This is a genomic window from Paractinoplanes tereljensis, assembly GCF_016862435.1.
Lineage (GTDB): Bacteria > Actinomycetota > Actinomycetes > Mycobacteriales > Micromonosporaceae > Actinoplanes > Actinoplanes tereljensis.
Map to the genome: position 1 here is coordinate 99,503 of NZ_BOMY01000023.1, position 21,859 is coordinate 121,361.

Annotated in this window: 21 protein-coding genes; 11 read left to right on the forward strand and 10 right to left on the reverse strand. The window is 71.0% G+C overall.

Going from position 1 to position 21,859, the window contains the following annotated elements:
- The 3 genes from Ate02nite_RS48815 to Ate02nite_RS18265 all read right to left on the reverse strand — a co-directional run bounded on the left by Ate02nite_RS48815 (nt 1) and on the right by Ate02nite_RS18265 (nt 1,409).
- The gene (locus Ate02nite_RS48815; protein ID WP_239147504.1) at nt 1–177 is read right to left on the reverse strand and encodes a hypothetical protein; all 177 of its coding nucleotides are present in this window, start codon (nt 175–177) and stop codon (nt 1–3) included.
- The gene (locus Ate02nite_RS18260) at nt 174–542 is read right to left on the reverse strand and encodes a hypothetical protein (protein ID WP_203807094.1); all 369 of its coding nucleotides are present in this window, start codon (nt 540–542) and stop codon (nt 174–176) included. Before Ate02nite_RS18260 ends, Ate02nite_RS48815 begins: the two co-directional genes overlap by 4 nt.
- Nucleotides 543–608: 66 nt before the next feature.
- Nucleotides 609–1,409, reverse strand: coding sequence for an NADPH-dependent oxidoreductase (locus Ate02nite_RS18265; RefSeq protein ID WP_203807036.1), 801 nt, complete (start codon nt 1,407–1,409; stop codon nt 609–611).
- Nucleotides 1,410–1,456: 47 nt separating this feature from the next.
- Here Ate02nite_RS18265 and Ate02nite_RS18270 point away from each other — a divergent pair, with 47 nt between their 5' ends.
- Together Ate02nite_RS18270 and Ate02nite_RS18275 are read left to right on the forward strand one after the other, a co-directional pair.
- Nucleotides 1,457–2,482 carry an LLM class flavin-dependent oxidoreductase gene (locus Ate02nite_RS18270; RefSeq protein ID WP_203807038.1) on the forward strand — a complete coding sequence of 342 codons (1,026 nt, stop codon included), beginning with the start codon at nt 1,457–1,459 and terminating at the stop codon, nt 2,480–2,482.
- A gap of 10 nt (nt 2,483–2,492) precedes the next feature.
- Nucleotides 2,493–3,413, forward strand: a complete 921-nt coding sequence (locus Ate02nite_RS18275; protein WP_203807040.1) for an NADP-dependent oxidoreductase — start codon at nt 2,493–2,495, stop codon at nt 3,411–3,413.
- A 45-nt stretch (nt 3,414–3,458) separates the two neighbouring features.
- Here the strand turns inward: Ate02nite_RS18275 and Ate02nite_RS18280 are convergent, their stop codons facing one another.
- The 5 genes from Ate02nite_RS18280 to Ate02nite_RS18300 are packed head-to-tail and all read right to left on the reverse strand — an operon-like array spanning nt 3,459 to nt 9,517.
- The gene (locus Ate02nite_RS18280) at nt 3,459–4,574 is read right to left on the reverse strand and encodes an LLM class flavin-dependent oxidoreductase (protein WP_203807042.1); all 1,116 of its coding nucleotides are present in this window, start codon (nt 4,572–4,574) and stop codon (nt 3,459–3,461) included.
- 11 nt (nt 4,575–4,585) lie between these two features.
- Complete coding sequence (gene nikE / locus Ate02nite_RS18285; protein WP_203807044.1) at nt 4,586–6,154, reverse strand: nickel ABC transporter ATP-binding protein NikE; 1,569 nt, start codon at nt 6,152–6,154, stop codon at nt 4,586–4,588.
- Nucleotides 6,151–6,981, reverse strand: a complete 831-nt coding sequence (locus tag Ate02nite_RS18290) for an ABC transporter permease (RefSeq protein ID WP_203807046.1) — start codon at nt 6,979–6,981, stop codon at nt 6,151–6,153. Before Ate02nite_RS18290 ends, nikE begins: the two co-directional genes overlap by 4 nt.
- On the reverse strand, nt 6,978–7,892 hold the full coding sequence (locus Ate02nite_RS18295; RefSeq protein WP_239147505.1) for an ABC transporter permease: 915 nt from the start codon (nt 7,890–7,892) through the stop codon (nt 6,978–6,980). The genes Ate02nite_RS18290 and Ate02nite_RS18295 overlap by 4 nt, the downstream gene beginning before the upstream one ends.
- Nucleotides 7,889–9,517, reverse strand: a complete 1,629-nt coding sequence (locus tag Ate02nite_RS18300; RefSeq protein ID WP_203807048.1) for an ABC transporter substrate-binding protein — start codon at nt 9,515–9,517, stop codon at nt 7,889–7,891. The genes Ate02nite_RS18295 and Ate02nite_RS18300 overlap by 4 nt, the downstream gene beginning before the upstream one ends.
- Before the next feature lie 77 nt (nt 9,518–9,594).
- On the opposite strand from Ate02nite_RS18300, the gene Ate02nite_RS18305 reads away from it, so the two are divergent.
- Nucleotides 9,595–11,142: an MFS transporter gene (locus tag Ate02nite_RS18305; protein WP_203807050.1), complete on the forward strand. Its 1,548-nt coding sequence runs from the start codon at nt 9,595–9,597 to the stop codon at nt 11,140–11,142.
- Between the two features lie 531 nt (nt 11,143–11,673).
- Here the strand turns inward: Ate02nite_RS18305 and Ate02nite_RS18310 are convergent.
- The gene (locus Ate02nite_RS18310; protein ID WP_203807051.1) at nt 11,674–13,326 is read right to left on the reverse strand and encodes a winged helix-turn-helix domain-containing protein; all 1,653 of its coding nucleotides are present in this window, start codon (nt 13,324–13,326) and stop codon (nt 11,674–11,676) included.
- Nucleotides 13,251–13,496 (reverse strand): hypothetical protein, encoded by a 246-nt coding sequence (locus tag Ate02nite_RS18315; protein ID WP_203807053.1) that lies wholly within the window; start codon nt 13,494–13,496, stop codon nt 13,251–13,253. The genes Ate02nite_RS18310 and Ate02nite_RS18315 overlap by 76 nt, the downstream gene beginning before the upstream one ends.
- 109 nt (nt 13,497–13,605) lie before the next feature.
- Between Ate02nite_RS18315 and Ate02nite_RS18320 the strand changes: the two genes are divergently transcribed.
- The 8 genes from Ate02nite_RS18320 (at nt 13,606) to Ate02nite_RS18355 (ending at nt 21,818) form a co-directional block, all read left to right on the forward strand.
- Nucleotides 13,606–14,547, forward strand: coding sequence for a hypothetical protein (locus tag Ate02nite_RS18320; RefSeq protein ID WP_203807055.1), 942 nt, complete (start codon nt 13,606–13,608; stop codon nt 14,545–14,547).
- Nucleotides 14,544–15,947, forward strand: a complete 1,404-nt coding sequence (locus Ate02nite_RS18325) for an FAD-dependent monooxygenase (protein ID WP_203807057.1) — start codon at nt 14,544–14,546, stop codon at nt 15,945–15,947. The genes Ate02nite_RS18320 and Ate02nite_RS18325 overlap by 4 nt, the downstream gene beginning before the upstream one ends.
- 86 nt (nt 15,948–16,033) lie before the next feature.
- On the forward strand, nt 16,034–16,909 hold the full coding sequence (locus Ate02nite_RS18330) for an amino acid ABC transporter permease (protein ID WP_203807059.1): 876 nt from the start codon (nt 16,034–16,036) through the stop codon (nt 16,907–16,909).
- On the forward strand, nt 16,906–17,649 hold the full coding sequence (locus Ate02nite_RS18335; RefSeq protein WP_203807061.1) for an amino acid ABC transporter ATP-binding protein: 744 nt from the start codon (nt 16,906–16,908) through the stop codon (nt 17,647–17,649). The genes Ate02nite_RS18330 and Ate02nite_RS18335 overlap by 4 nt, the downstream gene beginning before the upstream one ends.
- 10 nt (nt 17,650–17,659) lie before the next feature.
- Nucleotides 17,660–18,622: an ABC transporter substrate-binding protein gene (locus Ate02nite_RS18340; protein ID WP_203807063.1), complete on the forward strand. Its 963-nt coding sequence runs from the start codon at nt 17,660–17,662 to the stop codon at nt 18,620–18,622.
- A 1-nt stretch (nt 18,623) separates the two neighbouring features.
- On the forward strand, nt 18,624–19,796 hold the full coding sequence (locus Ate02nite_RS18345) for an LLM class flavin-dependent oxidoreductase (RefSeq protein ID WP_203807065.1): 1,173 nt from the start codon (nt 18,624–18,626) through the stop codon (nt 19,794–19,796).
- Nucleotides 19,789–21,126, forward strand: a complete 1,338-nt coding sequence (locus Ate02nite_RS18350) for an NtaA/DmoA family FMN-dependent monooxygenase (protein WP_203807067.1) — start codon at nt 19,789–19,791, stop codon at nt 21,124–21,126. The genes Ate02nite_RS18345 and Ate02nite_RS18350 overlap by 8 nt, the downstream gene beginning before the upstream one ends.
- Nucleotides 21,123–21,818 (forward strand): GNAT family N-acetyltransferase, encoded by a 696-nt coding sequence (locus tag Ate02nite_RS18355; protein WP_203807069.1) that lies wholly within the window; start codon nt 21,123–21,125, stop codon nt 21,816–21,818. Before Ate02nite_RS18350 ends, Ate02nite_RS18355 begins: the two co-directional genes overlap by 4 nt.
- Nucleotides 21,819–21,859: the final 41 nt, after the last annotated feature.

Here is a 21,859-nt window from a genome sequence, read left to right on the forward strand (position 1 = left end):
TTACAGCCGGATCCCCTGGTTGATCTGGCCGAACAGCACCCAGAGGCCGTAACCGATCCCGAGCAGGTAGACCCAGAAGCAGGCGTTGCGCGGCTGCCACAGGTGAACGGGGTTACCCCAGCCGGTTCGCTGGATGGCCGCGTCCCGAGCAGAAAGGGCGGAAGGGTCAGCGGTCACGATCCGCTCACCTCGATCGGGCGTACCGATTTGATCATGGCGGCGACGTCGGCGGGCAGGCTGGCCGACACCGCCTGCGGGCCGACGACCTCGATCTCCACCCCGGTCTCGCCGAAGACGAAGGCGGCCAGCAGCCCACTGGCGTTGGTGCCGTCGAAGTGCGCGGCGACGCCCCGCTGGCCGGTCTCGTTGGTGATGGTGACCGGGTCGCTGGTGACGTGGAAGCCGCCGTCGTCCCGAATGCGCAGGCCCTCGTTGTTCTTCTGGAGCTGGGCCAGCAGCTCGGCCGCCGTGCCGTGGTAGGTGTCGGCGGTGACCTGCAGGGCGATGCCCTGGTAACTCATCGCCGGCCGGATTCGCCGCATACAGCCCCGACACCACTATCTCCGCCCCCCGAGCACAAAGTTGATCTTGAGGCTGGCAGCCCGGCCTCACCGTGACGGTAGGCCCAGGCGCGACAACGTCTCCCGCAGTACGTGCCGGCCGGCCATCGACGACGGCCCGCGCAGCCGCCCGAGCACCCGGCCCGACCAGTCCCCCGCCAGCCCGAAGCGGCGGTTGTAGGACGCGAGCCGCTCGTCGTACGCCGGAATGTGTTCGTCGGCCGCCGCCGCGTCGTACGTCTCATGATGGAGCACCGCCCCCTGCGGCAGCCTGGGTTTGATCCCGGCGTTCTCGCCGGGATCGGGCGTGCCGACCGCGAGCCCGAAGGTGGCCACGGTGTGCGGCGGCAGCCCCAGCTCGGCGGCCACCGCAGCAGGCTGGTTGCGGATCGCGCCGACGAAGACCGAGCCGAGCCCGAGCGAATGCGCCGCGATCACCGCGTTCTGGGCGGCGAGCGCGGTGTCGACGAACCCGATGATGGTCGTCTCCAGGTAGTCGACCGCGTCCACCGCCACCTCGGCCCGCTCGGCCAGCCGGGCAGCCCGGGAGAGGTCGGCGACCCAGACGAGGAACAGCGGCGCCTGCGAGATGAAGGCCTGCGCTCCGGCCAGCTCGGCGAGCCGGGCCTTGCGCGAAGGATCGCGGACCGCGATCACGCTCCACGGCTGCAGGTTAGACGAGGTGGGTGCGGACTGAGCGGCCGCGATCAGCGCGGTCAGCTCCTCGTCGGTGACCGATTGCGGACCGAACTTGCGCACCGACCGATGCGCCAACTGCAACCGCAGCACATCGTTGAGGACCGATGTAACAGCGGAGGGATCCCCGTACCGAGCCGCAAAGGTAGCCATGAAACATACCTTACCTATATGCTCGGTGGGATTTAAAGGAGGAGTCCATGGAACTGCTGTGGTACATCCCCAACCAGGTGCTGCCCGGCCATCGCGGCGACGAGGTCACCGCCGATCACAACAGCCTGGACACGCTCACCGCGCAGGCCAAGGCCCTCGAGACGTACGGCTGGGGCGGCGCGCTCCTGGGTACCGGCTGGGGCCGCCCCGACACGTTCACCGTGGCCACCGCCCTGGTCGCCCGCACCACCACGTTCCAGCCGCTGATCGCCACCCGGCCGGGTTACTGGCGACCGGCCAACTTCGCCTCGGCGGCGGCCACCCTCGACCACATCAGCGGCGGCCGGGTGCTTGTCAACATCGTGTCGGGCAAGGACAACCTCGGGGCGTACGGCGATCACGAGGGCGACCAGGCGCACCGCTATGGCCGTACCCGCGAATTCATGTATTTGATCCGTCGCCTTTGGACCGAGGAGAACGTGACCTTCCACGGCGAGCACTTCCGGGTCGACAACTCGACCGTGGTGCCGCGGCCGCTGGTCCGGCAGCCCCGTCTCTATTTCGGCGGTGCCTCCGAGGCGGCCGAGCGGGTGGCCGCGACCGAGGCCGACGTGCAGCTGTTCTGGGGTGAGCCGCTCGACGGCGTGCACGAACGCATCGAGCGGCTCAAGAAGCTGAGCGCCTCGCTGGGCCGCGAGCACGCCCCGCTGGAGTTCGGCCTGCGGATCACCACCGTCGTGCGGGACACCACCGAGCAGGCGTGGGCCGACGCCCGCGCCCGGGTCGCGGTGATGCAGGCCGACCACAACCCGCACCCGTCGGTAGGTCAGCAGCGTTTGCTGGATCTGAGCGAGCGCGGCGAGATACTCGACGAGAACCTCTACACCGCACCCGGAAAGTACGGCGGCGGCGGAGCCGGCACCACCTGGCTGGTCGGCTCGGCCGAGGACGTGGCCCGTTCGCTGCGCCGCTACGCCGATCTCGGCATCACCCACTTCGTTCTGTCCGACACCCCATACCTCACCGAGATCGAGCGCCAGGGCGAAACGCTGCTGCCGCTGCTGAGGAATTGAAAGGAAAACCATGCCCCAGGCGTACGCATTCACCGCGCTCGGCGGACCCGAGGTGGAGTCGTTCCTCGACGTCCCGAAGCCCTCGCCCGGCCCCGGCCAGGTCCTGATCAAGGTGCGGGCGGCCGGCGTGAACCCGGTCGACTGGAAGAAGCGCACCGGCTACCGCCCGCAGGGAGCGCCGGAACCGAGCGTGCCGGCCGTCTTCGGCGGCGAGGCCGCCGGCGTGGTGGAGCAGGTCGGCCCGGGCGTCACCGACTTCCGCCCGGGTGACGAGGTGTTCGGCCAGACCGTGGCCGGCGGCTACGCGGAATACGCTCTGCTGCCGGCCCAGCTGACCGCCCGCCGCCCGTCCGTGGTGTCCTTCGAGGACGCGGCCACGCTGCCGATCGCCGCCGCCACCGCGCACGACGCGCTGGTCCAGCTCGATCTGCCGCCCGGCTCGACGCTGCTGATCATCGGGGTGGGCGGCGGGGTAGGGGTGGGCGCCGCCCAGATCGCCCGGCTGCACGAGATCAACGTGATCGGCACGGCCAGCGCGGCCAAGAAGGACTTCGTCGAGCTGCTCGAGGCGGTGCCGGTCGAGTACGGCGAGGGCGTCGCCGACCGGGTCCGGGCCGCCGCCCCGGAGGGCATCGACGCGATCCTGGACCTGATCGGCGGCCCCGAGCTGGAGGAGTTGGCCGAGCTGCTCGACGACCGCACCAAGCTGGTCTCGGCGGCCGACCGGGCGACGGTGGCCCGGCTGGGCGGCGCCCCGGTCGAGCGGGCCCGCACCCGCGCGGTCCTGGAGCAGGTGGCGACCTGGGTGGCCGACGGCGTGCTCAACCCGCGGGTGGTCGAGGTCTTCACCCTGGCCGAGGCCCGCCAGGCCCTGCGCCGGGTGGAGGACGGCCACGCCCGCGGCAAGGTAGTAATCACCAACCCAGCCTGAGCTGCGCCCGGCCGCCGTTTTTAAGAGGCGGCCGGGCACTCCATCTCAGCCGTACCAGTGCTTGGCGAGCAGCTCGAAGGAGCGCACCCGGTCGGCGTGGTCGTAGGTCATCGTGGTGACCAGCAGCTCGTCCGCCCCGGTGACCCGGCGCAGCGTCTCCAGCCGCTCGGCGACGTGCTCCGCCGTCCCGACGAACTGGGTCTCGACCCGGTCGGAGACCAGCTGTCGATCTTCCTCGGTCCACGCAAAGCTCGAGGCTTCCGCCGGACTTGGGTAGGGAATGGCCCCGGCCCCGGTGCGCACGCTGCGCACCCACAGCGGGTACGGAACGGCAAGTTGCCGGGCGGTCTCCTCATCTTCGGCCACGATCACGTCGGCCGAGACCATCACGCGCGGTTCGCTCAACACCGAAGACGGTTGGAACGCCTCCCGATAAGCCGACACCGCTTCCAGCACCCGGGCCGGCGCCACGTGATAGTTGGCCGCGAACGGCAACCCCTTCGAGCCGGCCACCCGGGCGCTCTCCCCGCCGCTGGAGCCGAGGATCCAGATCTCGAGGTCGGCCCCCTCCCCCGGCACGGCCCGCGCTTCGTTACCTTCGTCGTCGGTATACGGCCCGGCGAGCAGGGTCTGGATGTCACTCAGGGCGCTGGCCAGGTCGGCCGGCTCGGCGTTGGGCTGAGTCAGCAGCTTGGCGAACAGCGCCGACCGGGACGACCGCAGGATCGGCTGGAACGAGAACGACTTGGGAATGACCAGCCCGTCCACCACCCGCGCCTCGGGGACCTCGACCTCGGCCGGCTCGGCCAGGATCGACTTGCGGCGCTGCGCCGACCGGCCCAGTCCCAGGTCGAACCGCCCCGGATAGAGCGCGTCCAGCAACCCGAACTGCTCGACCGCACCGAGCGGGGTGAGGAAGCCGGTCTGCACCGCGCCGGACCCGAGCCGGATGTGGTCGGTGACCGCGGCGATCTGCCCGAGCAGCAGCGCCGGCTGCGAGCTGGCCACCCCCGGGGTGAGGTGGTGCTCGGCCACCCAGTAGCGGTGGTAGCCGAACTGTTCGGCCTGCCGGGCGAGGTCGAGGGTGCGGCGCAGGGCGTCGCCGGCGGTGCCGCCGGAAACGAGCCCCGACAGATCCAGGATCGACAGCGGTACGGTCATCGGTCTCTCCCCTACAGAGCTTCGAGCGTGGGCACTGCGCCGAGCAGCGCCCGGGTGTAGTCGTGCTGCGGCCGGTGGAAGACGTCGTCGATCGGCCCGGACTCGACGACGGCGCCGTCGTGCATGACCAGGACCCGGTCGGCGAGGTGGTGCACGACGCCGAGGTCGTGCGAGATGAACAGCAGGGCGGTGCCGTCGGTGGCCCGGATGTCGGCGAGCAGGTCGAGCACCTGCGCCTGCACCGAGACGTCCAGCGCGGAGACCGGCTCGTCACAGATGATCAGGCTGGGCCGGGGCGCCAGGGCACGGGCGATGGCGACCCGCTGCCGCTGCCCGCCGGACAGCCGCCGGGGATGCCGGTCGAGCAGGTCGGCACCGAGCCCGACCCGCTCCAGCAGCGGTTCGACGACGGCGCCGCGCGGCAGCGCCTCGGCCACGATCCGCCGGACGGTCCAGCGCGGATCGAACGACGACAGCGGATCCTGCGAGATGAACTGCATGCGGCGGCGCAGGGCCCGGCGGCGCCGTTCCGGCACCCCGGTCCAGTCCGCGCCCTCGAACCGCACGCTCCCGGCAGTCGGCGCGACCAGCCCGAACAGCAGCTGCGCCACGGTCGTCTTACCCGACCCGGATTCCCCGACCAGCCCGACGATCTCCCCCCGCCGGACGGTCAGATCGACATCCTGTACGACGGTGTGTTTGCCGTACCGCTTGGTCAGCCCGCTCGCCTCGATGACCGCTTCCGCCGACGGCTCGATCGAAGCTGTCGAGCCGGTGCCGGAGAGCTGCCGGCCGCGAGTGGCAGCCGAGGGCACAGCCTTCAAGAGCTTTTTTGTGTACGGGTGGTCCGGCGCCGAAAGCAAGGTCCCCGTCTCGCCGGCCTCGACGATCAGCCCGTCCCGCATGACCAGAACGCGATCGGCAAGCCGAGCCACCACGGCCAGGTCATGACTGATCAGCAGGAGCGTCTCCCCGGCGGCCCGGCGCTCGGCGAGCAGGTCGAGGATCTGCGCCTGCACGGTCACGTCGAGCGCGGTGGTGGGTTCGTCGGCGATCAGCAGCGGCGGCCCACCAGCGATGGCCGAGGCAATCAGCGCACGTTGCCGCAGCCCACCGGAAAGCTGGTGCGAGTACTGCCCGGCCCGCCGTTCGGGTTCCGGCACGTGCACGGTGCGGAGCAGTTCCCGTACTCGTTCCTTCCGGTCTCCGCGGTGACCGTGCACCCGCAGCACCTCGCCGATCTCGGCGCCCACCGTGCGCAGCGGATCGAGCGAGACGAGGGCGTCCTGCAGCACGAGACCGGCGAAGCCGCCGCGCAGCCGCCGCCACTGTTCCTCGCCGAATTGCCGTGCGTCCCGGCCGTTCACGTCGAAGCGCTCGCTGCGCACGACCGCGCCGGGGCCGGCCAGGCCGACCAGGGTGCGGGCGGTGACGCTCTTGCCGGAGCCGGACTCCCCCACGATGGCCACGCACTCGCCGGGGTGGATGTCGAGGTCGATGCCGCGCACCGCGGTCACCACCGTGCGCCGGTGCGGGAACTCGACGTGCAGATCGCGGATCGAGATCAGCGGTGTGCTCACGGGAGCCTCCCCTCGACGCGGCGTTGCAGGTGGCGGCCGACGACGGTCAGTGCGATCACGGTGAGCGTGACGATCACGCCCGGGATGACCGACACCCACGGTGCCACACTCAGGTAGTTGCGTCCCTCGGAGAGCATCGCACCCCATTCCGGCGACGGCGGCTGGGTTCCCATCCCGAGGAAGCTCAGCCCGGCCGCGAACAGGATGGCTTCGCCGAGGCCCATGATGGCGAGCACCGGCACCGGCCCGAGCACGTTGGGCAGCACGTGCCGGAACACCAGCCGGGTCCGGGAGTGGCCGAACGCGACCGCCTGGGTGACATATCCGGCCTGCCGCACCACGAAGGTCTGGGCCCGGACCACCCGGGCGTAGTGCGGCAGGGTGGCCAGGCCGATCGCGACGACCAGGCTGACCGTGCCGGGCCCGGCGATCGCGATGAACAGCAGCGCCAGCAGAATCAACGGAAACGCCGACAGAGCGTCGAAAGACCGGGCCAAGGCCTCGTCGGCGTACCGGTGGGAGAGCCCGGCCAGCATGCCGAGCAAGACCCCGGAGAGTACGGCGAGAAGAGTTGCCGCCACCGCGATGGTCAGCGAGTGCCGGGCACCGTGCACGACCCGGTCGAAGACGTCCCGGCCGAGCTGGTCGGTGCCGAACCAGTGCGCGGCATTGGGTGCCTCGAGGACGTGGAACGGGTCGGCGGCGAGCGGGTCCCCGGCGAACAGGCCGGGCAGCGCCACCACGACCAGCATGAGCCCGAGGAACCCGCCGGCCACCGGAACAGCACCGCCGACGCGGAGCGGCCGCCAGGAAAGCGCGACGGTCATGACGTGCTCGCCCGCAGCCGGGGGTCGACGACCAGCAGCGCCAGGTCGGCGGCGGTGTTGAGCAGCACGTAAGCGGCGGCCGAGAACACCACCACGGCCAGGACCACCGGCATGTCCTCGCTGCCGACCGCCTGCAGGGTGACCTGGCCGAGACCGGGCCGCCCGAACACGGTCTCGATGATCACGACGCCGCCGAGCAGGGTGCCGCAGAGCCAGCCGAGCAGCGAGACGGCCGGCAGGAGGGCGTGCCGCAGCGCGTGCCGGGCGAGCACCGCCCGTTCCCGCAGGCCGCGGGCTCGGGCGGTGACCACGAACGGTTCTTCCAGAGCCCGGTCGATGCCGTCCCGCAGCACCTGGGTGAGCACCCCGGCGACCGGCAGGGCCAGCGTGATCGCCGGCAGCACCAGGGCGGCCAGACCACGGTCGCCGGAGACCGGGAACAGGCCGAACTGGAACGAGAAGACGCTCAGCAGGACCAGCCCGATCAGGAACGGCGGGGTGGAGACCAGGACCAGCTCGGCGGTCGAGCTGACCCGCCGCGACCAGGGCCGCCGGGTGGTCAGCGCGAGCAACACCGCCAGCACGATGCCCAAGCCGGCCGCGGCCAGGGCGAGTTTCACGGTCGGGAAGATCTGGTCGCCGATGACGTCGCGGACCGGTCGTTGCAGCAGGTAGGAGCGGCCGAGGTCGCCGTGCCCGAAGCGCCACAGGTAGTCGAGGTACTGCACCACCGCGGGCCGGTCGAGGTTCCACTCCTGGATGATCTGCGAGCGGATCAGCGGAGTGTCGGCGCCGTCGCCGATGATGCTGTCCACCGTGCTGCCGGGGGCCGCGAGCAGCGCCAGATAGGCGGCGGTCGCGGCGACCCAGAGCACCACCAGGCCCGCGCCGAGCCGGCGGAGCACGATCACTTGCCGAGCCAGACGTTGTAGGCGCTGCCCGGGACACCGGCGGTGGGTTCGAAGTGCAGGCCACCCACGGTCTTGGCGGCGGCGATCTGGTCGGCCGGGGCGTACAGCGGCTGGATCAGCGCGTCGGTGGTGATCACCTTCTGCTGCAGCTCTTTGTATGACGCAGAGCGTGCCGAGTTGTCGCCGGTGGAAACGGCCTTGTCGAGCAGGCCGTCCAGGGCCGGGTCCTTGACGCCGGTGCGGTTGATCGCGCCGTTCGAGGTGAGCAGCAGGTTGAGCGCGGCCCCGACGTCGGTGTCGGCCCGGGAGTTGTCGAAGATCTCGTACTGGCCGTCGGCGAGGGCCTTGGTGGCGGTGCCCTGGTCGACGACGGCGACCTGCAGGTCGATGCCGGCGCTCTGCTTGACCGCGGCCTGCACGGTCTGGGCGAGGATGTCACGGCGGTCCCGGACGAACGGCGCGGACTGCACGAGGCGGGCGGTCAACCGCTTGCCGTTCTTGGTGCGGAACCCGTCGCTGTCCCGGGTGGCCCAACCGGCCGCGTCCAGGGTGGCATTGGCGCGGGCGGGGTCGTTCCCGTACGTACTCTCCAGGGTTTTGTCGTAGAACGGGCTGGTCGGCCCGACCACGCTCCAGGCCCGGGTGGCGGTGCCGCGGTAGACCGCCTGCAGCACCGTGCCGACGTCGAGGGCGTCCCGGAAGGCCTGCCGCACCTTGATGTCGTCGAACGGCGCGTGCGCGGTGTTGAAGTAGTACGAGTACGCCGACCCGGAGTTGAGCCCCTTGCTCAGCGTCAGCGTCGGGTTGCCGGTGATCTGCGGTTCGTCGGTGGCCGGCACCCCCTCGATGACCTGCACCTGCCCGGAGGTGAGCGCTCCGACCCGCACCGACGACTCCTTGAGGAACCGGTAGGTGACCTCGTCGAGGTAGGCCGGCCCGGAGTGCCCGGCGTTGGCCGGCGCCCAGTTGTAGGCCGGGTTCTTCTTGAAGTGCAGCTCCTGGCCGGGCGAGTAGCGGTCCAGGATGAACGGGCCGGTGCCGGCCAGTTCAACCCCGCCGGCCTTGAGGTTCTTGGCCGCCGTCAGCGAGGCGGGCGAGACGATCGCGCCTTGCGGCGAGGACAGAAAATCAAGGATGAGTACGTCGGGACGGGTCAGCGTGTACTTCACGGTGGCCGGGTCGACGATCTCGACGCTCTTGAGGTTCTTGAGCTGCACGGCCTTGACCGTCGGTGCGTACCCCTCGGAGAGCAGCAGGTCGGTGTTGGCCTTGACCGCCGCCGCGTCGAACGCGGTGCCGTCGCTGAACTTCACGTCGGTGCGCAGCTTCAGCGTGTAGGCCAGGCCGTCCGGCGACGCCTCGTAACCGGTGGCCAGCCAGGGCAGATAGCCGCCCTTGTCGTCGTGGGTGAGCAGGGCCTCGAAGCTGTTCCAGACCAGCAGCCGGGCCTTGGCCTGAGCGTACTGATGCGGGTTGAGGGTGATCGGTTCGGTTTCCACGGCCCAGGTCAGCGAACCCCCGGAGGCCGGGGCGCCGGCCTCGTCGGTGGCGCCGCTGCCCCCGCCGGAACATCCCGCGAGCAGAGCGAGAGTCACGACCGTGGCAAGACGGAAGCGATGGCGCATCTCCAACCTCCAGGTGAGCGGACTCCCTTTTTCCTATAGCTTAAATAGGATATAAGCAAGGGGTGCGCACCAGATCAATGCCGTTAACTGTCTGTCTCGCCGCCGCGTTCACCACGCTGCTCGATCAGGCCAGCCTCAACACCGCCGTCCCGGCCCTGCGTAACTCGCTCGGGGCCGGGCCAGGGACGATCGGCTGGATCATCGCCGGTTACTCGCTGGCTTTCGGCCTCGCGCTGGTGCCCGGCGGCCGGCTCGGCGACGCGCACGGCCGCAAGTGGTTGTTCGTGGGCGGGATCACGGTGTTCAGCTCGGCCGCGATCGTGGCCGGCACCGCCCAGGCGGCCTGGCTGGTGGCGGTCGCCCGGCTGGTCCAGGGTCTCGGCGCCGGCACGGTCAACCCGCAGGTCATCGGCATCATCCAGGAGCTGTTCACCGGCCGGGAGCGCACCCGCGCCCTGGGCGCCTACTCGATCGTCGGCGGCGTCTCGGCGGTGATCGGCCCGTTCGTCGGCGGCCTGCTGATCGGCACGCTGGGAGACGAGTGGGGCTGGCGTTGCGTACTGCTGCTGAACGTGCCGTTCGGCCTGCTCACCGTGCCGCTGGCGCTCAAATGGTTCCCGTCCGGCCGGCTCAGTACCCGGCGCTCCACGCTGGACCTGCCCGGCCTGGCCGCGCTCGGCGCCGCGACGCTGTGCCTGCTGCTGCCGTTCACGCTGCCGGCCGGCCAGGGCCCGCCCCGCCCGGTGTGGTTCGCCACCGCGGTCGTGCTGGTGGCGGTGCTGATCGCCTGGGAACGCCGGTACGCCCGGTCCGGCGGCACCCCGATCCTGATGCCTGCCCTGCTGCGCCGGCCCGGCTACCGCAACGGCGTGGTCATCGCGATGTTCCAGTTCGGCGCGAACCTGTCCGCCACCCTGGCGCTGACCCTCTACCTGCAGGAGGGCCTCGGCTGGTCGGCACTGCAGGCCGCGCTGACCATCCTGCCGAGCGCGATCACCTTCTCGGTGGCGTCGGCGCTGGGCTGGCGGGTGGTCGGCCGCTACGGCCGGATCAGCGTGTGCTGGGCTCTGATCGCCTCGCTGCTGGCGGTGATAGCGGCCGGCCTGGTCGTCGCCCTTGCCCCGGTCGCCCACCTGGCCGTCGGGCTGATCGCCACCCAGCTGGTGCTGGGCGCGGCGAGCGGCCTGATCGTCTCGCCCAACCAGGCGCTGACCCTGGGCCACGCCCCGCCCGGGGTGGCCGGCCTGGCCGCCGCGTTCCTGCAGCTGGCCCAGCGGATCTCGGCCTCGATCGGGATGGCCGCGGTGACCGGCGTGGTGCTGGCCACCATGGGCACGGCCGACAGCACCCCGGTGGTGCACGGCCTGGCCATCTGCGCGGTGATGCTGGCGGCCGGCGCGTTCGTGGCCTGGCGCGACTCAGCGGGTGGACCGGGTCGCGACGACGTCGTGCCCGGTGTCCCAGAGCAGGGTCAGCAGCGCCCGCTCCGCCGCCGCGTCAAGTCCGCCGACAATTACCGTCGTGCCGAGTTCGTCGAGCCGGGTGGCCGGTTCCCCGAACCGGTCCCGGATCAGCTCGACAAGCGAGTCGGCGAGCCGGCCCGCGACACAGAGTTCGAAGCGTGACACCCACCCACCCTCACCGACCCCGGGCCCCGCCGCACCACCCACCACCCGAAACCACCCGGGGTACCAAGCTCAGGACCGCCCGGCCAGGGAGCGCTTTCAGAGGTTGCGCGGCTTTGCGCGCCGCCTTCCGTGCCAGAAAGTCCCGATCTTGGAACGGTAGAGCGCTCAGCGGGGGGTCAAATGCACAACTTCGCCGCAGGCTGGCCCGTCCCTGCCGGATATAAGCGGTATGTCGGGGTGCCGTGATCAAGATGTGGAAGCGTCGCCCGCAAAGTGGGAGCGCGGGTCCGCGATGCGGGAGGCCCGCTCGGCCGCCAACCTCGGCACCTCCGATCCGCGGTCTGCCAAACGGTAAATAGCTACTCAAATAACTACGAAACGCCGACGCGTAGAGCAGGTTGGGGTGGGTGTCCCGTTGCGCGAGAGTCGCGGCACGTGCCGGAGTTGCACGTCGGCCGCGGGGTACGGGCGGTCGGGTGCGTTTTGCGGTTGTGGGCGTCGCAGCCCGTACCGGAAGAGGCTTTGACCCTAGATCAAACCGAGGCGGCGGGCGGCGCGGACGGCGTCCTGGCGGCCGCCTACGCCGAGCTTGCGGTAAAGGCTTTTGTTGTACGCCTTGACGGTGTTGATGGAGAGGAAGAGGGCCGCGCCGATCTCGCGTTGGGTGGCGGTGCCGGGCAGCATGCGCAGGATGGACAGCTCGCGGTCGGTCAGTTCCTCGGCCAGGCCGCCGGTGTCCGCGGCCGTTCGCGCGGCGGAGCGGCCCAGCCGGGTCTCCGCCTCCTCGAGCCAGCCGCGCAGGAACGGCGCTATCGGGTCGTTGTCGGCCACCTCCCGGGCCCGGACCAGCGCGGCCCGGGCGGCGGGGCGGTCGCCGGTCGCGAGTTCGGTGTCGGCCGTGAACAGGTGGCCCAGCACCTGGTAGAACGGGTGGCCGGCCAGTTCGGCGAAGTGCAGGCCGCGTGCCAGCTGGGCGGTGGCCCGGGGCAGGTCGCCCCGCTGGTAGGCGCGGCGGCCTTCCACCAGGCGGATCGCCATGACCAGGTGGGCGGCCGGGGCCTCGCCCCACTCGCGTTCGGCCGCGTCGGCTCCGGCAGTCGCGTCGGCCAGCAGCCGATCGAGCTCGTCGGGCGCGTCCATCGCGAGCAGGTAGAGGCACAGCTGGCCGGCTACCTGCAGGTCGACGCCGGCCGACCAGTGGCCCTGGCCGCGCAGCCGCCAGGTTCCGGTCAGGATGCGTACGCCGTCGGCGAAGCGGCCGGCCAGGCCGTAGGCCATGCCCAGCGACATCACCGCGACCGGATGCTGGTCAGTGCCGGCCTCGGTCTCCAGCGCGACCGAGCGTTCGGCCAGGGCGATCGCCTCGGCCGGGTCGGCCGGGTCGGTGGCCAGCAGGGCGCGCAGGCTGAGCTCCGCGGCCCGGGGGCTGCGCCAGCTCTCGACGACGGTGTCCTGGTCGATCTGGCGGCCGCACACGTCGAGCCAGTGCGCGACCCGGTCGCGGTTTCCGCTGACTTCCGCCGCGTACGCCAGGAACAGCGCGAGCGGCGCCCCGATCGCCGCCTCCGGCAACCGCTCGCCCAGCGCCTGGTAGGTCGCCGCCCAGCCGCGCGCCAGGAACCACTGCTGCCGGTCGGCGAGCAGGCCGGCCGCGGCCTCGTCGTCGCCGGCGTCGAGCAGGCAGCGAACCGCGTCGTCGGCCCGCTCGTGATGCTCGAACCAGGTCGCCGCGCGACGCAGCACGAGCCGGGTGGCGTCGTCCGGTTTCGCCTCGGGGGACCAGCCGAGGGCGTTGCGCAGCAGGCGGTGGCAGCGGTACCACTCGTGGCCGGCGTCCAGCGCGACGACGAACAGGTCGGCCCGTTCCAGCTCGGCCAGCACCGCCGCCGAGCCGTGCACGTCGAGGGCGGCGTCGCACAGCGAGCCGGACAGCAGCTCCAGCGGGGCGGCCCGCACCAGCAGGTCGCGCTGGGCGGGGGTGAGGGCCGGTAGCACCTCGGCGGTGAAGTAGTCGAACACGTGCCGGTCGTTGCCGCGCAGCAGCGGCGGCCGGCTCTGCCGCAGGGCCAGGCCGGCCAGTTGCAGCCCGGCCGCCCACCCCTCGGTCAGAACCGGACCGGTTCGTCGTCGCTCTCGTCCAGCGACACCCAGGCCACCGGCGTGCCGGCGGTCGCGGCCCACCGGCTCACCAGGCTGGTCTTGCCCCAGCCGGCCGGGGCGGCCACCACGGTGAGCTTCGCCGCGGTGTCGAGGCGGCTCTCCAGCCGGTCGCGCGGCACGACGGCCGCCCGCACCGGCGGGATGGCGTGTTTGACCGCCAGCAGCGGGACGGGCGGCCGATCCGTGGACACGCCGAGATTCTGACACCCGGGGTGCTTGTGGCCAACGGGTGCTGCCCGGCTACCCGGGTGGCCGCGAGTCTGGCGCTCGGATCAACGTCCCTTCCGACGGAGGCACACCATGCAAACCTTGCCGGCGCCACCGTGGACCCGACGGCGGCTCCTGCGTTCGCTCGGCGCCACTGTGGTCGTCGCGGGGACCGGGGCCCTGGGCTACCGGGTCTACGACACCGCGGCGCTGCGACCGGGCAGTGGCGACGCGTACGACCCGTGGCAGCACTGGCGCGACGAACCCGGGCTGCTCGGCGCGGTCGGCGCGGCCGTCCTGGCGGCCAGCCCGCACAACACCCAGCCGTGGATGTTCGGCGTGCGCGCCGACGGGGTCGACGTTTTCGTCGATGCCGAGCGGGGAACCGGCACTGTCGACCCCTATCGGCGGGAGCAGCACATCGGCATCGGCTGCGCGATCGAAAACCTCGTGCTGGCCTGCCGGGCCCGCGGCCTGGAGCCCACGGTGACGCTGCTGCCGGACAGCTCTCGTCTCGCTCGGGTCGATGTGCGGTCCGGCCGGCCGACATCCGATGTCCTCCATGACGCGATCGGCGACCACATCCAGCGGCACCGGGACGGGCTCACCCTCGGCGGGCAGGGGTTCGGCGCGACCAAGCTCGCGCTGGCCAAGCTGCTGCCGGCGTCCTCGCGGGCCGACGGCGACCAGTTCTGGCTGAAGCAGACCAGAACCGTCCACACCGCGACCGCCACGGCCTACGGTGTGATCACCACCGGGACGCCCGACGACCGGGCCACCCAACTTGACGCCGGGCGGCTGCTCGAACGCATCCACCTCACCGCGACCAGCCGGGGCATCGCCCTGCACCACATGAACCAGATCACCGAGCGGATCGACCGCGAACGCAGCACCGGCGCCACCGCGACCTTCGCACCGCGGTTCGCCGCGCTCCTCCCGCCCGGACAACAGCCACTGCTGACCTTCCGGGTCGGCTATCCCGTACGCCATGCGGCCCCGAGCCCGCGCCGAGCCACCACGGAGGTCCTCCGATGATCACCCGAACCACTGTCGCCGTTGTCGGAGCCGGGCCCACCGGCCTGCTGCTGGCCGGGGACCTGGCCCGCGCCGGTGTGGACGTGACCGTTTTTGAACGGCGCGGCTCCGAGTCCAACCTGACCCGGGCGTTCGGCGTACACGCCCGCACCCTCGAACACCTCGACGCCCGCGGGCTGGCCGACGAGATCGTGGCCGGCGGCGCGCCGATCGACCGGCTCCGGCTGTTCGACGCCCTGCGGATCAACCTGTCCACGCTGCCGACCCGGTTCCCGTACCTGCTGATCACCCCGCAGTACAACGTGGAGCGGGCCCTGGAGAAGCGCGCCGAAGCGCGGATCGTCCGCACCGCCGAGGTGACCGCGCTGCGGCAGGACGCGGACGGCGTGGACCTCACGGTCGGCGGCTCGACGGTCCGGGCCGACTACGCGGTCGGGGCGGACGGGGTGCACAGCGCCGTACGGCATGCCCTGGGTCTGCCTTTTCCGGGCAAGGCCGTTCTCACCTCGATCATGCTGGCCGATGTGCGGCTCGCGCAAGCGCCGGCCGACGTGCTCACGGTCAACGCGGTCGGCGACGCGTTCGCGTTCGTGGCGCCGTTCGGCGACGGCTGGTACCGGATCTTCGCCTGGGATCGGCTCAATCCGCAGCCGGACACCGCGCCGGTGACCCTGGACGACATCCGCAACGTCACCCGGCGGGCGCTGGGCACCGACTTCGGGCTGGCCGAGGCGCGCTGGATGTCGCGCTTCCACAGCGACGAGCGGCAGGCGCCGCACTACCGCCAGGGCCGGGTGTTCCTGGCAGGCGACGCCGCGCACGTGCACTCCCCGGCCGGCGGGCAGGGCATGAACACCGGCCTGCAGGACGCGGCCAACCTGGGCTGGAAGCTCGCGGCGGCGGTGCAGGGCTGGGCGCCGGACGGGCTGCTGGACACGTACGAGAGCGAGCGGCACCCGGTCGGCCGCCTGGTCCTGCGCAGCAGCGGCGCCATCATCCGGATGGCGATGGTCCGGTCCAAGGCCGGGCGGCTGACCCGCAACCTCGTCGGCGGCGCGGCGCTGCGGCTGCCGCCGGTGGCGCACAAGGCCGCCGGCACCATCTCCGGCATCGGCATCGACTACCCGCACGCACCCCGGGCCGCCGACGTCACACTGCGGGGCGGCCGCCGGCTGTACGAGGAACTGCGGGCCGGCAAGTACGTGCTCCTGGCCCCGACCGCGGGCGAGAACGAGCACCTCGTGCGGGCTACGCCGGCCGCGGCGTCACCCTGGACGCTGGTTCGCCCCGATGGGCACGTCGCCTGGCGCGGCGCCCCGGACGGCCTGCAAACCGCCCTTGACCAGGCCGGACTCTCCGATGTGGCAGGTGCCGGCAAAGGGTCGTTAACAAGCCCGTAAAAACATACATCGCCGATAGGACTTGAGTTAATCGCCGGGGCGGCCATAGCGTGAATTCCACGCCCGCCGCCCCGGAGGTAATCCCCTTGACCGTCCTGTCCTCGCCGCCCGCGGCGGCCCTCGCCGCCGACGAGGGCGACCGGCTGACCGTGGTGCCGGCCCGCCATCCGTGGCGCTGGGTGGCCACCGTCATCGCCCTCGTCCTGGTCGCTCAACTCGCGCACGGCCTGATCACCAACCCCGGGTGGGACTGGACCACCTTCGCCGGTTACTTCTTCGAGAAGTCGGTGATGCAGGCGCTGCTGGTCACCCTGGAGCTGACCTTCCTGGGCGCGTTCCTCGGCTTCCTCGGCGGCCTGATCCTGGCCCCGATGCGGCTGTCCAAGAACCGGGTGCTGCAGTCGGTGAGCTGGACCTACATCTGGGTGTTCCGGTCGGTGCCGCTGATCGTGCAGCTGCTGTTCTGGGCCAACCTCGGCTACCTCTACGAGACCCTGCAGTTCGGCGTCCCGTTCGGGCCCGGCTTCTTCCACTTCGAGACGAAGAGCCTGGTCAGCTCGTTCGGCGCGGCCCTGCTCGGGTTGGCCCTGCACGAGGCCGCCTACGCCGCCGAGATCGTCCGGTCCGGCATCGTCTCGGTCGACCAGCGCCAGCTGGAGGCGGCCGCCGCGCTCGGCATCCCCCGGCTGCGCCAGTTCCGCCGCATCCTGCTCCCCCAGGCCATGCGGGCGATCCTGCCGACCGCCGCCAACGAGCTGGTCAACCTGCTCAAGAGCACCTCGGTGGTGTACGTGCTGGCGATCGGCGAGATCTTCTACCAGGTGCAGGTGGTCTACGGCCGCACCGGCCGGGTGGTTCCGCTGCTGATGGTGGCCACGGTCTGGTACGTGATCCTCACCGCGGTCCTGTCGGTCTTCCAGCACTACGTCGAGCGGCACTTCAACCGGGGGTGGCGGCGATGATCGAGGTTCGCGGCGTACACAAGTCGTTCGGCCACCTCGAGGTGCTCAAGGGCATCGACCTGACCGTGGCGGCGGGCAGCGTCACGGTGATCCTCGGCCCGTCCGGTTCCGGCAAGTCCACCCTGCTGCGCGTGATCAACCACCTGGAGAAGGTGGACCGCGGGCACGTCCGGGTCGACGGCGAGCTGATCGGTTACCGCCAGCACGGCACCAAGCTCTACGAGCTGCGCGAACGGCAGATCCTCGAACAGCGGCGGGGCATCGGGTTCGTCTTCCAGACCTTCAATCTCTTTCCCCACCTGACCGCGTTGCAGAACGTCACCGAGGCAATGCGCGGACCCCGAGAAGCGGTGCACCGCAAAGCCCTCGAACGTCTCGAACGGGTCGGCCTGGCCGACAAGGCGGCCTCCTATCCGCGCCAGCTCTCGGGCGGGCAGCAACAACGCGTGGCGATCGCCCGCGCGCTGGCGCTCGACCCGAAGCTGGTGCTCTTCGACGAACCCACCTCCGCCCTCGACCCGGAGCTGGTCGGCGAGGTGCTCGACGTGATGCGCGACCTGGCCGCGGCCGGCACCACGATGATCGTCGTCACGCATGAGATCGGCTTCGCCCGCGAGGTGGCCGACACCATCGTCTTCCTCGACGAGGGGCGCCTGATCGAACAGGGCACCCCGGCCGAGGTTCTCGATTCACCGAAGCACGACCGTACCCGGGCCTTCCTGTCCAAGGTCCTCGTTTAGTGGAGCTCCCATGCGTACAAAATCGGTCTTGATCGCTGTTGCCTTGGCCGCAAGCCTGGCCGCCTGCGCCGCCCCGAAGGAGGAGGCCAAAACGGTGTCGGTGGACACCAAAACTGTCAAGATCAACGACAGCCCCGAGCAGAACCGGATCGTGCCGGCCAAGGTGGACGCCATCGCCGCCCTGGTGCCGGAAAAGATCCGGTCGAGCGGCAAGCTGGTCGTCGGTCTCGGCCTGGCCGGCAGCGGCTCGCCGCCGCTCGGGTTCACCGCCACCGACAACAAGACCCTGATCGGCAGCGAGCCGGACATCGCGGTCGCTATCGCCGGTGTCCTGGGTCTCGAGCCGGACCTGCAGAACAGCTCCTGGGAGAACCTGTTCATCGGCCTGGACAGCGGGAAGTACGACTTCGGCGCCTCCAACATCACGGTCACCGAGCTGCGCAAGCAGAAGTACGACTTCGCCACCTACCGCAAGGACGACCTGGCGTTCGAGGCCAAGAAGGGCTCCGGCCTCAAGGTCACCGGGCCGAAGGACGTGTCCGGCAAGAAGGTGGCGGTCAGCTCCGGCACCAACCAGGAGAAGATCCTGGTCGAGTGGAGCAAGGAAGACGTCGCGAACGGCCTGCCCGCCGTCGACATCAAGTACTACCAGACCAACCAGGCCACCTACCTGGCGCTCGGCTCCGGCCAGATCGACGCCTACCTCGGGCCGAACCCGACCTCGGCCTACCACGTCGCGGTGACCGGCGAGACCGAGATCGCGGGCACCTACTCCGGGGCCGGGGCCGACCTGCAGGGCCTGATCGCGGTAACCACCAAAAAAGACAACGGCCTGGTCCAGGCGCTCAAGGGGGCGCTCGACGAACTGGTCAAGTCCGGCGACTACGACAAGATCCTGGCACGCTGGAACCTGACCAGTGAGGCCGTGACCCCCGAGGTCAACCCGCCTGGCCTCCCGATCGACGGGAAGTAACATGCCCGATCCACTGCATCTAGCGGTAGCGCTCGACGGAACCGGCTGGCATCCCGCCTCCTGGCGCTCGCCCAACGCGCGGCCCGCCGACCTGTTCCGCCCCGGCTACTGGACCGACCTGGTCCGGGAGGCCGAGGCCGGCACGCTCGACTTCGTCACCATCGAGGACGCGCTCGGCCTGCAGACCGACCGGCCGGACGGCCCGGACGAGCGCACCGACCACGTCCGCGGCCGGCTCGACGCGATCCTGATCGCTTCCCGGGTGGCGCCGCTGACCTCGCACATCGGCCTGGTGCCGACCGCGACCGTCACGCACACCGAGCCGTTCCACATCTCCAAGGCGATCGCCACGCTCGACTACGTGTCCCGCGGCCGGGCCGGCTGGCGGGTGCAGGTCTCCGGCCGGGCGCACGAGGCCGGTCACTTCGGGCGGCGCACCCTGCCGGTGCTCAGCCCCGGCTCCCTCGACTCGGTGGCCGCCACCAAGGCGGTCGAGGACCTGTTCGAGGAGGCCACCGACTACGTCGAGGTGGTGCGGCGGCTCTGGGACAGCTGGGAGGACGACGCGGAGATCCGCGACGCCGCCACCGGCCGGTTCATCGACCGGGACAAGCTGCACTACATCTCGTTCGACGGGAAGTACTTCAGCGTCAAGGGCCCGTCCATCACCCCGCGACCCCCGCAGGGCCAGCCGCTGGTCACCGCGCTCGCGCACGCGCCGATTCCGTACGCGTTCGCGGCCGGTTCCGCCGACCTGGCCTACGTGACGCCGGGCGACGCCGACCAGGCCCGCCAGATCGTCGCGCAGATCCCGATCCCGCACGTCTTCGCCGACCTGGTGGTGTTCCTGGCCGACACCGAGCAGGAGGCGCGGGACGCCAAGGACCGGCTCGACATCCTCGACCGCACGGTCTACAAGTCCGACGCGGCGATCTTCACCGGCACCCCCGTACAGCTGGCCGACCTGCTGCAGGACTGGCAGACCGCCGGACTCACCGGTTTCCGGCTGCGGCCGGCCCGGCTGCCCGACGACCTGATCGCGATCACCCAGGGCCTGGTCCCGGAGCTGCGCCGCCGGGCCGCATTCCGGTCTTCCTACGAGGCGAGCACCCTACGTGGCCTGCTCGGTCTACCTCGCCCGGCCAACCGCTACGAGGGAGCTCGCGTTGCCTAAGCAGGTCCACCTCGCCGCGCATTTCCCCGGCGTCAACAACACCACCGTGTGGAGCGACCCGAGGGCCGGCAGCCACATCGAGTTCGACTCGTTCGTGAAGCTCGCGCAGACCGCCGAGCGAGCCAAGTTCGACTTCTTCTTCCTGGCCGAAGGGCTGCGGCTACGGGAGCAGGGCGTCCAGATCTACGACCTGGACGTGGTCGGCCGTCCCGACACGTTCACGGTCCTGGCCGCCCTGGCCGCGGTCACCACCCACCTCGGCCTGGCCGGCACGATCAACTCGACGTTCAACGAGCCCTACGAGGTGGCCCGGCAGTTCGCGTCGCTCGACCACCTCTCCGACGGCCGGGCCGCCTGGAACGTGGTGACCTCGTGGGACGCCTTCACCGGCGAGAACTTCCGGCGCGGCGGCTTCCTGGCCGAAGGCGACCGCTACACCCGGGCCACCCAGTTCCTGGCCACCGCGGCCGAGCTGTTCGACTCGTGGCCGGCCGACGCGGTGGTCGCCGACAAGACCTCCGGCGTCTTCCTGCGGGACGGCTCGGTCGGCGGTTTCCAGCACACCGACCAGCACTTCGACATCGCCGGCCGATTCAACGTGCCGCGCAGCCCGCAGGGCCGCCCGGTGATCCTGCAGGCCGGCGACTCGGACGGCGGCCGCGAGTTCGCGGCGGCCACCGCCGATGCCATCTTCAGCCGGCACGGAACCCTGGTCGAGGGCCAGAAATTCTACGAGGACGTCAAACGGCGGCTGCCGGCCTACGGCCGCACCCGCGACTCGCTCAAGGTGCTGCCGGCCGCCACCTTCATCCTCGGCGACACCGACGCCGACGCCCAAGAAAAAGCCGCGGTGGTACGCCGTCAGCAGGTCAGCGGAGCCACCGCGATCAAGCTGCTCGAACAGCTGTGGAACCGCGACCTGAGCGGCTACGACCCGGACGGCCCGCTGCCCGAGATCGACCCCGATGTCTCGGACAGCCACATCGCCAAGGGCCGGGCCAGCGTACGGATGCACCGCGACCCGATCGCCACGGCGAACGAGTGGCGGGCGCGAGCGGAGGCCGAGAAGCTGTCCATCCGCGACCTGATCGTCGAGGTGACCAACCGGCAGACGTTCATCGGCGCCCCCGCCACGGTGGCCACCGAGATCAACGACCTGGTCCAGCAGGACGCCGCCGACGGCTTCATCCTGGTCCCGCACGTGACCCCGGACGGCCTCGACGAGTTCGCCGACACGGTGGTCCCGCTGCTGCAGGAACGCGGAGTCTTCCGCACCGAATATTCGGGCCCGACGCTGCGCGACCACCTCGGCCTGGAAGTCCCCGCATGACCGCAGTCTCAGCCGAGCAGGCGGTACTGGACAACGCGGCCTGGTCCTCCCTGACCGGCCCGCACGCCCACCTGGCCGAACGGCACGGCCTGGCCGCCCGCTACCCGAGCGAGGTGGCCGGCTTCCACGCCCTGGCCGACGCCACCGACCCACAGGCCTGGTCCGACCTGGCCGAACTGACCGGCCCCGACGTCGAGGTCGCGGTGGCCGGCGGCGTGCAGGAGGCCCAGCCCGGCTGGACCCTGGAACGCGAGATCCCCGGGGTACAGCTGGTCGACGTCGCGCTGACCGCCCGGCCGCTGCCCGAGGCGCTGCGGCTGGGCTCGGCCGACGTACCGGAGATCCTGGATTTGATCGAGCGCACCCGGCCCGGCCCGTTCCGGCCGCGCACCATCGAACTCGGCACCTACCTGGGCCTGCGGCGCGGCGGCGCACTGATCGCGATGGCGGGCGAGCGGCTGCACCCGACCGGCTGGACCGAGATCAGCGCAGTCTGCACCGACCCCGCCTTCCGCGGCCAGGGACTGGCAACCGCCCTGATCCGCGCGATAGCGGCGGGCATCCGCGAGCGAGGCGAAACCCCTTTCCTGCACACCGCCGCCACCAACCAAACAGCAATTCGGCTGTACGAGTCGATCGGCTTCCGCCTACGCCGGACAACGACATTCGCCAGCTACCGTTTCCAGCCATGAACACACCAAAAGTCCGCTAACGAAAACGGGCGCGGCGGACG